Origin of the sequence: Erwinia sp. MYb375 (genome assembly GCF_037479175.1) — a bacterium.
GTDB lineage: Bacteria > Pseudomonadota > Gammaproteobacteria > Enterobacterales > Enterobacteriaceae > Erwinia > Erwinia rhapontici.
Genome location: NZ_JBBGZS010000014.1, coordinates 594,254 through 606,329, shown reverse-complemented (window position 1 = coordinate 606,329; position 12,076 = coordinate 594,254). Strand labels below are relative to the sequence as shown.

Annotated in this window: 15 protein-coding genes and 1 other RNA gene; 8 read left to right on the top strand and 8 right to left on the bottom strand. The window is 51.4% G+C overall.

Going from position 1 to position 12,076, the window contains the following annotated elements:
- Positions 1–8 precede the first annotated feature (8 nt).
- From acrB to ykgO, 3 genes are all read left to right on the top strand, one after another.
- Positions 9–3,161 (top strand): multidrug efflux RND transporter permease subunit AcrB, encoded by a 3,153-nt coding sequence (gene acrB / locus WH279_RS09450; RefSeq protein ID WP_339456044.1) that lies wholly within the window; start codon positions 9–11, stop codon positions 3,159–3,161.
- Positions 3,162–3,302: 141 nt separating this feature from the next.
- Positions 3,303–3,563, top strand: a complete 261-nt coding sequence (locus WH279_RS09445; RefSeq protein WP_133845754.1) for a type B 50S ribosomal protein L31 — start codon at positions 3,303–3,305, stop codon at positions 3,561–3,563.
- 9 nt (positions 3,564–3,572) lie between these two features.
- On the top strand, positions 3,573–3,716 hold the full coding sequence (ykgO, locus tag WH279_RS09440) for a type B 50S ribosomal protein L36 (protein WP_012442195.1): 144 nt from the start codon (positions 3,573–3,575) through the stop codon (positions 3,714–3,716).
- Between the two features lie 113 nt (positions 3,717–3,829).
- Here ykgO and WH279_RS09435 read toward each other — a convergent pair whose 3' ends face one another.
- Genes WH279_RS09435 through WH279_RS09420 form a run of 4 tightly spaced genes read right to left on the bottom strand, consistent with a single transcriptional unit; the run spans position 3,830 to position 6,385 of the window.
- Positions 3,830–4,708 carry a metal ABC transporter substrate-binding protein gene (locus tag WH279_RS09435; RefSeq protein WP_339456039.1) on the bottom strand — a complete coding sequence of 293 codons (879 nt, stop codon included), beginning with the start codon at positions 4,706–4,708 and terminating at the stop codon, positions 3,830–3,832.
- Between the two features lie 2 nt (positions 4,709–4,710).
- Positions 4,711–5,574, bottom strand: coding sequence for a metal ABC transporter permease (locus WH279_RS09430; protein WP_339456037.1), 864 nt, complete (start codon positions 5,572–5,574; stop codon positions 4,711–4,713).
- Positions 5,571–6,260, bottom strand: coding sequence for a metal ABC transporter ATP-binding protein (locus WH279_RS09425; protein WP_339456035.1), 690 nt, complete (start codon positions 6,258–6,260; stop codon positions 5,571–5,573). Before WH279_RS09425 ends, WH279_RS09430 begins: the two co-directional genes overlap by 4 nt.
- Complete coding sequence (locus tag WH279_RS09420; protein ID WP_339456033.1) at positions 6,260–6,385, bottom strand: hypothetical protein; 126 nt, start codon at positions 6,383–6,385, stop codon at positions 6,260–6,262. Before WH279_RS09420 ends, WH279_RS09425 begins: the two co-directional genes overlap by 1 nt.
- Before the next feature lie 286 nt (positions 6,386–6,671).
- Here WH279_RS09420 and WH279_RS09415 point away from each other — a divergent pair, with 286 nt between their 5' ends.
- The 3 genes from WH279_RS09415 to WH279_RS09405 all read left to right on the top strand — a co-directional run bounded on the left by WH279_RS09415 (position 6,672) and on the right by WH279_RS09405 (position 7,801).
- The gene (locus tag WH279_RS09415; protein WP_339456031.1) at positions 6,672–7,025 is read left to right on the top strand and encodes a hypothetical protein; all 354 of its coding nucleotides are present in this window, start codon (positions 6,672–6,674) and stop codon (positions 7,023–7,025) included.
- Between the two features lie 147 nt (positions 7,026–7,172).
- Entirely contained in the window at positions 7,173–7,553 is a 381-nt protein-coding gene (gene tomB, locus WH279_RS09410) for an Hha toxicity modulator TomB (protein WP_200641375.1), read from the top strand.
- Positions 7,554–7,582: 29 nt separating this feature from the next.
- Positions 7,583–7,801 (top strand): HHA domain-containing protein, encoded by a 219-nt coding sequence (locus WH279_RS09405; protein WP_133845760.1) that lies wholly within the window; start codon positions 7,583–7,585, stop codon positions 7,799–7,801.
- Positions 7,802–7,862: 61 nt separating this feature from the next.
- Here the strand turns inward: WH279_RS09405 and ffs are convergent.
- Positions 7,863–7,959, bottom strand: an RNA gene (gene ffs / locus WH279_RS09400) — signal recognition particle sRNA small type.
- A gap of 133 nt (positions 7,960–8,092) precedes the next feature.
- Here ffs and WH279_RS09395 point away from each other — a divergent pair.
- The gene (locus tag WH279_RS09395) at positions 8,093–8,407 is read left to right on the top strand and encodes an MGMT family protein (RefSeq protein WP_200641611.1); all 315 of its coding nucleotides are present in this window, start codon (positions 8,093–8,095) and stop codon (positions 8,405–8,407) included.
- Positions 8,408–8,434: 27 nt separating this feature from the next.
- Here the strand turns inward: WH279_RS09395 and WH279_RS09390 are convergent, their stop codons facing one another.
- Positions 8,435–8,992: a YbaY family lipoprotein gene (locus WH279_RS09390; RefSeq protein ID WP_200641374.1), complete on the bottom strand. Its 558-nt coding sequence runs from the start codon at positions 8,990–8,992 to the stop codon at positions 8,435–8,437.
- Between the two features lie 225 nt (positions 8,993–9,217).
- Between WH279_RS09390 and tesB the strand changes: the two genes are divergently transcribed.
- Positions 9,218–10,078 (top strand): acyl-CoA thioesterase II, encoded by an 861-nt coding sequence (gene tesB, locus WH279_RS09385; protein WP_339456028.1) that lies wholly within the window; start codon positions 9,218–9,220, stop codon positions 10,076–10,078.
- Between the two features lie 94 nt (positions 10,079–10,172).
- Here tesB and amtB read toward each other — a convergent pair whose 3' ends face one another.
- Positions 10,173–11,474, bottom strand: coding sequence for an ammonium transporter AmtB (amtB, locus tag WH279_RS09380; protein ID WP_418903894.1), 1,302 nt, complete (start codon positions 11,472–11,474; stop codon positions 10,173–10,175).
- 19 nt (positions 11,475–11,493) lie between these two features.
- The gene (glnK, locus tag WH279_RS09375; RefSeq protein WP_007886947.1) at positions 11,494–11,832 is read right to left on the bottom strand and encodes a P-II family nitrogen regulator; all 339 of its coding nucleotides are present in this window, start codon (positions 11,830–11,832) and stop codon (positions 11,494–11,496) included.
- Positions 11,833–12,076 lie beyond the last annotated feature (244 nt).

Here is a 12,076-nt window from a genome sequence, read left to right as displayed (position 1 = left end):
ACTGAGACATGGCTAAGTTTTTTATCGATCGCCCCATCTTTGCCTGGGTAATCGCCATCATTATTATGTTGGCGGGCGCGCTGTCGATTCTTAAACTACCGATCGAGCAATATCCAAACGTTGCTCCAACGGCAATTGAGATCACAGCAACCTACCCTGGCGCTGATGCGAAAACACTGCAAGACTCCGTCACGCAGGTTATCGAACAAAACATGAACGGCATCGACGGCCTGATGTATATGGGCTCCAGCAGTGACTCCTCCGGGACGCTGCAGCTGACGCTGACCTTCGAATCAGGGACTAATGCTGACATCGCCCAGGTACAGGTGCAGAACAAACTGCAACTGGCGATGCCGCTACTGCCGCAGGAAGTACAACAACAGGGGATTAAGGTTCAGAAATCCTCCAGCAGCTTCCTGATGGTCGCCGGTTTCATCAATGACAACGGCACCATGACCCAGAACGATCTCTCCGACTATGTCGGGTCGAATATTAAAGACCCTATCAGTCGAGTGTCAGGCGTGGGTGATACACAGCTGTTCGGTGCTCAGTACGCTATGCGCATCTGGATGGATCCTCACAAGCTCAATAACTACTCGCTCACGCCCGTTGATGTCATTAGTGCCATCAACACCCAGAACGCCCAGGTGGCAGCGGGTCAGCTAGGCGGCTCACCTCCGGTGAAAGGCCAGCAGCTTAACGCCTCCATCATTGCGCAGACTCGTCTGACCTCAGCGGAAGAGTTCGGAAAGATTTTACTGAAGGTCAACAGTGACGGTTCACGCGTACGTCTGAGTGATGTTGCGCACATTGAGCTGGGTGGTGAAAACTACGAGATTATTGCCCGTTATAATGGACAACCGGCTTCCGGTCTGGGGATCAAGCTGGCAACGGGTGCTAACGCACTGGATACCGCCGCCGCCGTTAAGGCAGAACTCACCAAGCTGGAGCCTTTCTTCCCTGCCGGGATGAAGGTGGTTTATCCGTATGACACCACGCCATTCGTTAAGATTTCGATTAACGAAGTGGTGAAGACGCTGGTCGAAGCTATCGTGCTGGTGTTCCTGGTCATGTATCTGTTCCTGCAAAACTTCCGCGCAACGCTGATCCCAACGATTGCCGTGCCAGTTGTACTGCTGGGAACGTTTGCCATTATCAGCGCCTTCGGGTACTCGATAAACACGTTAACGATGTTCGGGATGGTGCTGGCCATCGGCCTGCTGGTGGATGACGCCATTGTGGTGGTGGAAAACGTCGAGCGCGTCATGGCCGAAGAGGGCCTGCCACCGAAAGAAGCCACACGTAAGTCAATGGATCAGATCCAGGGGGCGTTGGTTGGTATTGCCCTTGTACTGTCGGCGGTATTTATCCCGATGGCATTCTTCGGCGGCTCTACCGGCGTTATCTACCGTCAGTTCTCAATTACCATTGTTTCTGCGATGGTGTTGTCGGTAGTGGTGGCGTTGATCCTGACCCCGGCACTGTGTGCAACAATGCTGAAACCGATTGCGAAAGGCGATCACGGTAAGACGACTGGATTCTTCGGCTGGTTTAACCGCCTGTTCGACAAGAGTACCAATCATTATACCGAAAGTGTTGGCCACATCGTTCGCAGTACCGGTCGTTATCTGGTGATTTACCTACTGATTTTCGTGGGCATGGCCTTCCTGTTCCTGCGTCTGCCGACCTCCTTCCTACCGGAAGAAGATCAGGGTGTGTTCCTGACGATGGCCCAGCTCCCTGCTGGTGCGACTCAGGAGCGTACTCAGAAAGTGCTGGACCAGGTGACGGATTACTACCTGAATAAAGAAAAAGCTACGGTTAACTCTGTGTTTACCGTTAACGGCTTTGGCTTTGCAGGTCGTGGTCAGAACACCGGCCTCGCCTTTGTCAGTCTGAAGCCGTGGGATGAACGTCCAGGTGCCGACAATAAGGTTCCTGCCATTGCCGGGCGGGCAATGGGCGCACTTTCCGTCATTAAAGATGCGATGGTGATTCCTTTCAACCTGCCAGCCATTGTTGAACTGGGTCAGGCAACAGGCTTCGACTTCCAGCTGATCGATCAGGGCGGTTTAGGCCATGAAAAACTGACTGCCGCACGTAACCAGCTGCTGGGTATGATTGCCCAACATCCAGATGTACTGGTGGGTGTGCGTCCTAACGGACTGGAAGACACTCCGCAGTACAAACTGACTATCGACCAGGAGAAAGCACAGGCGCTGGGAGTATCGCTGTCTGATATCAACACCACACTGGCAGCCGCCTGGGGTGGCTCCTATGTCAATGACTTCATTGACCGTGGTCGCGTTAAGAAAGTCTACGTGATGGGTGAAGCACCTTACCGTATGTTGCCTGGTGATATCGGCAACTGGTATGTGCGTTCTACCAGCGGCGAAATGGTGTCATTTAATGCCTTTGCGTCAGCCAACTGGGTTTATGGTTCGCCACGTCTGGAGCGTTATAACGGCCTTCCATCTATGGAGCTGTTAGGGCAACCAGCACCGGGTAAAAGCTCCGGTGAAGCCATGGACCTGATGCAGGATCTGGCCTCTAAGCTGCCAACCGGTATCGGCTATGACTGGACGGGCATGTCTTACCAGGAGCGTTTATCTGGTAACCAGGCTCCGGCGCTGTACGCCATCTCACTGATTGTGGTGTTCCTGTGTCTGGCAGCGCTGTATGAGAGCTGGTCAATCCCGTTCTCTGTCATGCTGGTGGTGCCATTGGGTGTGATCGGTGCGCTGATCTTCACCACCCTGCGCGGGTTAAGTAATGACGTTTACTTTGTTGTGGGGCTGCTAACAACCATAGGGTTGTCGGCGAAGAACGCCATCCTGATAGTCGAGTTTGCTAAAGACCTGATGGAAAAAGAAGGCAAAGGACTGGTTGAGGCCACGCTGGAAGCGGTGCGTATGCGTTTACGTCCGATTCTGATGACCTCTCTGGCCTTTATCCTGGGGGTTCTCCCGCTGGCTATCAGTAGCGGTGCAGGCTCCGGTGCTCAGAACGCCGTTGGTACGGGCGTAATGGGTGGTATGGTTACTGCAACCGTTCTGGCGATCTTCTTCGTTCCTGTGTTCTTCGTGGTGGTCCGCCGCCGCTTTAGTAAGAACAAAGAGGAGCTGGAACACAGCCATCCGGTTGATTCACAGCATCACTGATCAACGCTGAGTTGATGTGAATAAGAGGCTGCCTTCGGGTGGCCTCTTTTTTTGCGATTTTCCTGCCCTTTCTGCGGTTGCAATTTAAAAAGCGGCAGCGCATACTATTGTTATAGTATAACATTACATTAGGGGTAGAAAATGAAACAGGGTATTCATCCTGCTTACCGCCAGGTGGTATTCCATGACACCACGGCTGATGCTTACTTTGTGGTGGGTTCCACCATCAAAACTGACCGTACAATCGAACACGAAGGCAAAGAGATGCCATACGTCCTGCTGGACGTCTCTTCTGCTTCACATGTTTATTACACCGGTAAACAGAAAGATTTTGCTAAAGAAGGCAGTGCAGCACGCTTCAGCCAGCGTTTTGGCGGTTTTCTTGGCGCGATGAAAAAATAAGGAGCCATCATGCAGGTATTAAGTTCTCTGGCTTCGGCCAAAAAGCGTCACAAAGATTGCAAAATTGTTCGCCGTCACGGGCGTGTATTTGTCATTTGTAAGAGTAACCCCCGCTTCAAAGCCGTACAGGGTCGGGGCGGAAAGAAACGCTGATTGCTATAGCCATGTCGTCATGCCAAAAGGGATAGCTTGCGCTATCCCTTTTTTTATCTTTTTGACAACAGTATGAGCTAACCTAACGTGGCCGGGCGAACCCGGCACACGGTTTACTTCATGCTGCTGACCATCGCATTCACATTGTGTTTGAACGCTGCGACATAACTATCAGCAGGACCGCCCTGTACAGTCAACGCCTCAGGATAAAGCTCTCCGCCCGATTTGGCTCCTCCTGAGGATGCAATTTGCTTCACCAGGCGCGGGTCGGTTTGGTTTTCAATAAAGTACACGTGGATTTTTTCGTGCTTCAACTGGGTAATCAACCCGGCAACATCAGAGGCGCTGGCTTCTGACTCCGTGGAGAAACCCACTGGCGACAGGAATTTCACGCCATAACGCTGGCCGAAATAACCAAACGCATCATGGCTGGTCAGTACCTTACGTTTCTCCTGAGGGATTGTACTGAATGCCTTCTGTGCCCAACTATCCAGCTGCTTCAGTTGTTCAATATACGCGCTCCCGTGTTGACGGAAGTAATCCGCATCCTCCGGATCAGCGGTAATCAGCGCATTCATCACATTGGTGGCATAAGTCACACCATTCTGCATACTGTTCCATGCATGCGGATCGGTAATAGCCTGTCCATCCTCTTCCATTTTACGGGTATTGATACCACTGGATGCCACCACCGTCTGGCCTTTATAGCCAGATGCCGCGATCAGGCGGTCCATCCACCCTTCCATCCCCAGACCACTGACAAAAACCACATCGGCATGGGCAAGCGCCTGGCTGTCTTTCGGCGTTGGTTCAAAGCTGTGAGGATCACCATTTGGCCCTACCAGGCTTTTGACGACGACATGTTCACCGCCAACATTTTTCACAATGTCAGCCAGTACGGTAAAGCTGGCTACCGCCTCGACTGTTTTTGCCATCGCCAGTGGGGTGGCCATTAATGCTGATAATGCCAGCGCTACAGGTAACTTCTTCATACTTACTCCTTCACCATAGACAATGTTTTGCGTGAGGAAAAAATTCCGCCGCAAGGTCCGATTAAAATAGAAATAAAGAATAAAATTGCCGCACTGAGCACCACAGCAGGCCCGGCGGGTAATGAGAGATAAAATGAGGCGTAAAGACCCCCAAAGCTGGCGATGGTCGCCAGTATCATTGCAGCTGCCAGCGTGCCGGAAAGGTGCCGACTCCAGAAACGGGCGCTGGCAGCGGGCAGCATCATCAATCCGACACTCATCAGCGTGCCGAGTACCTGAAAACCTGCCACCAGATTGACCACGACCAATACAAGGAAAATTCCGTGAACCAGTGGTGAGGCCCAACGGTTCTGGGCGCGCAAAAAAGTGGGATCAAATGCGTCAATAACCAGCGGCCGATAGATCAGGGAAAAAATGAGCAGAGAAACGCCGCTGATGGTACTGACCAGCACGATAGAGGGAACATCCACCGCCAGCAGCGAGCCAAACAGCACGTGCAGCAGATCCACGCTGGAACCGCGTAATGACACCAGCGTAACGCCCAGCGCCAGTGATCCCAGATAGAAACCGGCAAAACTGGCATCTTCGCGCAAAGGGGTATAACGACTTACTGCACCAGACAAAAGCGCCACCGTCAGTCCGGCAATGGCACCACCAATGCCCATCGCCACCAGTGAGAGACCGGAAAGCAAATAGCCAATCGCCGCACCGGGTAGAACCGCATGGGACAACGCATCCCCGACCAGGCTCATGCGGCGTAGTAAAAGAAAGACGCCCAGCGGAGTGGCACTGAGCGACAACGCCACACAGGCAACCAGCGCACGACGCATAAAACCAAATTCAATAAAAGGGTGTAGCAGCATCATGCGCTGGCTCCTCCGCTGCGTCCGAAGTTCAGCCCGGTCACCCCGCAGTCGTGGCATGACCACTCGCTGTGCTGTTCTTTCAGACGTAATACCTGAGGAAAATGCTGTGCCACCGTCGCCATATCATGCAGAACGACGATGAGTGTGCAGCCCGCGCGGTGACGTTCTGCCAACAGTGCCAGGAGTAGCGCAATGGTGTCGCTATCAACGCCGCTAAAGGGTTCGTCAAGTAACAGCAATTCAGCATCCTGCACCAGCAGTCGGGCAAACAGTACGCGCTGGAGTTGCCCCCCTGATAGCGTTCCAGGTGCCGCTTCCGCAAAGGGAAGCATATTGACACGATCCAGCGCCGACAGAGCCTGTTGACGCTGTTGACGGGAGATCCCTCTGAACCAGCCGCAGTGCCGCCAGAATCCCATCACCACCAAATCAAACACGGTAAGCGGAAAACTTTTTTCAATGTCAGAATGCTGTGGCAGCCAGGCTATGGAGGGGCGTGGCGTGGTAAAACTGATCGAGCCACTAACAGCAGGCAGCATCCCACATAAGGTTTTCAGTAGTGTCGACTTGCCACAGCCGTTTGCGCCGACCAGCGCCGTCATGCTGCCACGCGCAAATTCACCGCCCAGCACCGGGCTCACTGCACGGTGCTGATAGCCAACAACGAGTTGATTGAGTACGATCATCAGATAATGGCCCACCAGGTTAGCAGAACCAGCAGACTCACCAGCAGCGCGGTGAGGACCATGCGCAGCCACGCCGGGCAACTCAGCAGCGTGCCAATACGTAAAAACAAGGGGGAGGAATTCATGGAGACGACACTTTAATGTTATAACATAACAACAAAATAGCGCGAATCGGGAACTAACGGCAAAGCAAAAATGTATCTAAGTATTTCACTTTTCGATAAGTAATATGCCCCTATATATATTAAAAAAACTCAACAAGTCTTTACGTCCGTGACATCTATAGCATTTAGCGACAAAATAATTAACTGAAAAATCATCACTATAGACTACACTTCCATTATACAGTGGTCTGCTTTACCATCAGAAGCAATTATCCTGATTAGTAAACATTAACTCTGTGGGGAAAAAATGCGCAAAACTCTACTGTTAAAATATCGTCAAGACGAGCTTAATCCACTAGAATTAATGCAAGAGATACAACAGATAATTCCCAAAATAGAAGATGACCTTGTGGGATCTCTTGAATGGTATTCATCAAATGCGCGATATGTTCCCGACAGTATCAGAATTATTTCCCTGGAACATTTGGAGCAATCGCGTTATAAACTTAACTATAGTTTTCACTGGAACGTGTTCAATGCCTGCCTGGATATTGATGCGTTTGAAACAACCAACCAGTCGGTCAATTTTAGCTGGAACGCAGATGCACTGGTGTTTGATTTCATTGATAACGAGCGCAGTGGAATGTCAGATGAATTGTAATAATGAGTCAAACGCCTAACGTTTATTTTAATTTTAGTTATATTTTGTATAGATAAATTTAGTTGAGTTGTATTTATCACTTCCTGGCACACCATGTTTAAAAGTGTAGTTAAATAGCATGTTTCGCAAGCTTAGGAGGGGAAAAAGATGGACGAATACTCGCCGAGAAGGCATGATATTGCCCAGCTTAAATTCTTGAGTGAAAGCCTGTATGATGAAAGCCTTGCAACGTTAGGCGACAGCCATCATGGCTGGGTTAATGATCCTACCTCTGCAGCTAATCTACAGCTTAACGATCTGATTGAGCATATTGCGGCATTCACGATGAATTACAAAATTAAGCACATTGAGGATAGTGACCTGATTACTCAGGTTGATGAATACCTTGATGACACTTTCATGTTGTTCAGCAATTATGGCATTAATGCTCAGGACTTACAGCGCTGGCAGAAATCAGCAAAGAGACTGTTCAACATTTTTGCAGAAGAGTGTGTAACGAGTCGGACGCAGACCAGCCATTCCTTTTAGCAACCCATTACTTTTTCTACGGTTTAATAATGACAGACAAACTTTTAACGAAAACTGATTATCTTATGCGCCTCAGGCGTTGTCGTTCTATCGACACGCTTGAACGCGTGATTGAAAAGAACAAGTACGAATTATCTGATGACGAATTAGCCATATTTTATTCTGCTGCCGATCACCGTTTGGCAGAACTCACAATGAATAAGCTTTATGACAAGATACCGGTAGCGGTCTGGAAGTTTGTTCGTTAATGAAGGTGTGGTTGGTTTGAGTCAGGCGAGAAAAGCTGGTAAGAGCAGAATTGGGTGGGGGCCCTGCCAGCTACATCCCGGCACACGCGTCATCTGTTACGGCTGCTTCCTTCCGGATCTGACCGAGTTCACAAATTAGCATTGCGGGAGAACCAACCGGGCCCCCATTGAGTGCCCTGGGTAACCAGAGCGCAGGCATTATCAATGATGCCCCTGCCAATTGCAAGCGACCCCGGGATGACCGTTGGTTTCTTGCACGATCTGCAGTTTATTTCCCCGGTACCGAACACCATGACCTTCGAAGACGATAGCTTTCAACAACGCATCTACAATATTGTCGCCGCCATTCCTTTTGGCTATGTGACCACATACGGCGAAATCGCTCAGCTAGCCGGTTCTCCTCGTGCCGCACGTCAAGTTGGAGGCGTACTGAAACGCCTGCCCGCTGGTAGTAAACTTCCCTGGTATCGCGTGATTAACCGTAAAGGAGAAATCTCGCTGGTGGGGGACGATCTCGGTCGACAGCGCAGAGCATTAATGGACGAAGGGATTCAAGTCTCCCTGGAAGGAAAGGTCGATCTCAAACGTTATCGTTGGCAACCGTGATAACGCCCCTTTCGGGGCGTTCAGACGTTACAGTGAGGTGGGGGCCGGTACAGCAGAAGAAGGGGAAACCTGAGTTGGCGATGTGGATGGCATCGTCGTGGCGGCTCCGTTCTGCGTTGGTACAGCAATGGAAGGCACAGGCACCAATGTCAGATCCTGATGTGTTCCACCGGTGGTCACTACCTGCTTCACCGTATCGGTAATAAACAGCATTTTACCGTCGACCGTCACGGCGGCACTCAGCAGAATGCGTGCATTAGGTTGAATGTCAGCCGGATTAAACGGCAAGGTAAACTTGAAAGGCGCCTGTTTACCCTCGGTACGCACGGCACGCTGCGACAGCACTTTCGATGGAGTGTCCGCCAGCGAAGCATCGGACAGTGTCACGGTGAGTACCGCATCCGGCGGCAGAGCCACCCTTTGGCGGATCCATACCGTACCGCTCACATTAGGCTGTTTCATCGTCGTCTGCTGGCCCGCCACCTGGGAGCCGAGCGTCGGCGTCGGTACATCTTTGCCTTTATCTGCACAGCCTGAAATTGCTACAGCCAGCGCCGCACCACTTAATACATGCCAGAATTTCATTGATAGCTTCTCCTTTCGATCAATGCTTACGGCAGTCACTTCGCCGCATAAAGACAGTTTTGACTGTCTGCGTAGCTTTAATTCTGGCACAAGTTGCTGATTTTTTCCTGGAAGCACCGCAAGTCTGGCTTTATCGGCTTCTCACACAGATCGCATAAACAGTCGTTGACGCTAACTGGTCGGATCTCGCAAACTGGTGGCGATAAAACTATTGAGGAACCGAATATGGGCCAGGCGCTACAAAATTTGTTAAATCTTCTGGACCTGGAGACGCTGGAAGAAGGTCTGTTCCGTGGGCAGAGCGAAGATCTGGGTTTGCGCCAGGTGTTTGGTGGGCAGGTTGTCGGCCAGGCGTTGTATGCGGCCAAACAAACCGTCCCACAGGATCGCATCATCCACTCCTTCCATAGCTATTTCCTGCGCCCGGGCGATAGCCAGAAAGCGATCATTTATGATGTTGAAAACCTGCGCGATGGCCAAAGCTTCAGCGCCCGCCGGGTAAAAGCCGTACAGAACGGCAAGCCCATCTTTTATATGACGGCCTCATTCCAGGGGCCAGAAAGCGGCTTTGAACATCAGAAAACGATGCCTGAGGTTCCCGGACCGGACAACCTGCCCTCTGAAACAGACATTGCTCACCAACTGGCGCAGTACATTCCCGAGAAGGCACGTGATAAATTTTTATCCGAAAAACCCTTTGAGATCCGCCCAGTGGAGTTCCATAACCCGCTCAAAGGGCATGTCAGTGAACCCGCCCGCTATACCTGGCTGCGCGCCAACGGCACCATGCCGGAAGATAAACGCATTCATCAGTATCTGCTGGGCTATGCGTCTGACTTCAACTTCCTGCCTGTCTCATTACAGCCTCACGGAAAAGGTTTTCTGGAGCCAGGTATGCAAGTCGCCACCATTGACCACTCGATGTGGTTCCATCGTCCCTTTGACCTCAACGAATGGCTACTGTATAGCGTAGAGAGCACTTCCGCCTCCAGTGCCCGTGGTTTTGTGCGCGGTGAGTTCTGGAACCTACAGGGTGTGCTGGTAGCATCGACGGTGCAGGAAGGCGTGATCCGCCAGCGTTCGTAGTCAAAGACATAAAAAAAGCGGGCCATAATGGCCCGCTTCGTCTTTTATTATTTTTAGCGCACTACTTTTCTTCAGGCTTCAGCCCGGCAATGGCTTACTGGTTGTAAGCATTCTCGCCGTGGCTGTTGACGTCCAGACCTTCACGTTCCTGATCTTCTGGAACACGCAGACCCACAATCATATCTGCCACTTTGAAACCGATGAAGGCAACAACCGCAGTCCAGACTATGGTCAGGCCTACGCTGAACAGCTGTACCCAGACCTGATGGCCCATGGTGACGCCTTCTGCATAACCCACGCCGCCCAGTGAAGAGGAGGCAAATACGCCGGTCAGGATACAGCCTACGATACCGCAGACACCGTGAACACCGAACACATCACATGGGTCATCAACACGCAGCCATTTCTTCAGGATGGTCACACCCCAGAGACCGGCTAATCCGCCTACCAGGCCAATAATCAGTGCACCGCCCACACCCACATAGCCGCAGGCTGGGGTGATAGCCACCAGGCCTGCAATCACGCCAGAGCTGACACCCAGCAGAGATGGCTTCCCGCGCAGCGCCCACTCACCGAAGGTCCAGCTCAGCATCGCACCTGCCGTAGCAATCACTGTGTTGAGGAAGGCCAGACCCGCGATTTCGTTAGCTGCGCTGGCAGAACCGGCGTTGAAGCCGAACCAGCCAAAGTACAGGATAGCCGTACCGGTGAACACCATTGGCAGATTATGGGGTTTGAAGGCTTCTTTACCGAAACCAGCACGTTTACCCACCAGATAAGCACCCACCAGACCTGCTACCGCGGCGTTAATGTGAACGACAGTCCCGCCCGCAAAGTCCAGCGCGCCGTCAGCCGCCAGGAAGCCGCCAGCCCATACCATGTGTGCAATCGGCAGGTAAGCGAAGGTCAGCCAGATCACAGCAAAGATCAGCAACGCAGAGAAACGAATACGTTCTGCGATAGAACCAACAATCAGCCCCACGGTGATACAGGCGAAAGAAGCCTGGAACGCGACGTGGATATACTGATAGTAGGAGCCCATCACCGCTGTCGGCGTAATACCCTTAAGCATTGCCCAGTCAAAACTACCGAAGAAAGCATTACCTTCGCTGAACGCCAGTGAGTAGCCGTAAACCATCCACAATACACAGACCATCGCGAAGGTCATGGCAACCTGAGTCAGCATCGACAACACGTTCTTGGCGCGAATCAGGCCGCCGTAAAACAGTGCAATACCAGGGATTGTCATAAACAGCACCAGCGCGGTGCAGATCATCATAAAGGCGTTATCAGCTTTGTCGGCGACTGCAGGCGCAGCGGCCATTGCCAGCGACGGTAAAAGAGCAACACCGGCGAGGCCAAACTTAGCGAGTTTTTTCATTTTGTCCCATCCCATCACAATTCTGAGCCCCGAATTACAGTGCTGCTTCGTCAGTTTCGCCGGTGCGAATACGGATGACACGTTGCAGTTCTGCAACGAAGATCTTCCCGTCACCAATTTTGCCTGTGTAGGCCGCTTTACTAATCACATCAACCACTTCATCAAGCTGGTCGTCTGCAATAGCGATATCAATTTTTACTTTTGGCAGGAAGTTCACGCTGTATTCAGCACCGCGATACAGTTCTGCATGCCCTTTCTGGCGGCCGAAACCTTTGACTTCAGTGACGGTCAGACCCTGAATGCCGATTGACGACAGTGCTTCACGCACGTCTTCCAGTTTGAACGGTTTGATTACCACGGTAACCAGCTTCATACGATCCCCTCCAGGTAAAAAAATAGGTTGTTTCAGCGACACGAAATGATTAAAGCAAAGGCTGTGCCAGAGTTTAAAAATCTGAATTTTTCAGACGATTAGTCAGAGCTGGTCTGAGTCGTAGCTGAGACGCAGATCACAGAGAAATGAAAGGCACAGAGAGGAGTATAGAAAAAAACGCACCAGAAAGGTGCGTCATGCGTTAGAGCGGTGCATTTGTGGGATTATTGGGTGTTTATTCGCC

Bases quoted from the DNA above. Each gene is read 5' to 3' on its own strand.
- WH279_RS09425 (WP_339456035.1), bottom strand. From the start codon at position 6,260: ATGATCGTACTCAATCAACTCGTTGTTGGCTATCAGCACCGTGCAGTG.
- WH279_RS09390 (WP_200641374.1), bottom strand. From the start codon at position 8,992: ATGAAATTCTGGCATGTATTAAGTGGTGCGGCGCTGGCTGTAGCAATT.
- acrB (WP_339456044.1), top strand. From the start codon at position 9: ATGGCTAAGTTTTTTATCGATCGCCCCATCTTTGCCTGGGTAATCGCC.
- WH279_RS09415 (WP_339456031.1), top strand. From the start codon at position 6,672: ATGCGCAAAACTCTACTGTTAAAATATCGTCAAGACGAGCTTAATCCA.
- glnK (WP_007886947.1), bottom strand. From the start codon at position 11,832: ATGAAGCTGGTTACCGTGGTAATCAAACCGTTCAAACTGGAAGACGTG.
- WH279_RS09435 (WP_339456039.1), bottom strand. From the start codon at position 4,708: ATGAAGAAGTTACCTGTAGCGCTGGCATTATCAGCATTAATGGCCACC.
- tomB (WP_200641375.1), top strand. From the start codon at position 7,173: ATGGACGAATACTCGCCGAGAAGGCATGATATTGCCCAGCTTAAATTC.
- ykgO (WP_012442195.1), top strand. From the start codon at position 3,573: ATGCAGGTATTAAGTTCTCTGGCTTCGGCCAAAAAGCGTCACAAAGAT.
- WH279_RS09445 (WP_133845754.1), top strand. From the start codon at position 3,303: ATGAAACAGGGTATTCATCCTGCTTACCGCCAGGTGGTATTCCATGAC.
- tesB (WP_339456028.1), top strand. From the start codon at position 9,218: ATGGGCCAGGCGCTACAAAATTTGTTAAATCTTCTGGACCTGGAGACG.
- WH279_RS09420 (WP_339456033.1), bottom strand. From the start codon at position 6,385: ATGAATTCCTCCCCCTTGTTTTTACGTATTGGCACGCTGCTGAGTTGC.
- WH279_RS09430 (WP_339456037.1), bottom strand. From the start codon at position 5,574: ATGATGCTGCTACACCCTTTTATTGAATTTGGTTTTATGCGTCGTGCG.
- WH279_RS09395 (WP_200641611.1), top strand. From the start codon at position 8,093: ATGACCTTCGAAGACGATAGCTTTCAACAACGCATCTACAATATTGTC.
- WH279_RS09405 (WP_133845760.1), top strand. From the start codon at position 7,583: ATGACAGACAAACTTTTAACGAAAACTGATTATCTTATGCGCCTCAGG.
- amtB (WP_418903894.1), bottom strand. From the start codon at position 11,474: ATGGGATGGGACAAAATGAAAAAACTCGCTAAGTTTGGCCTCGCCGGT.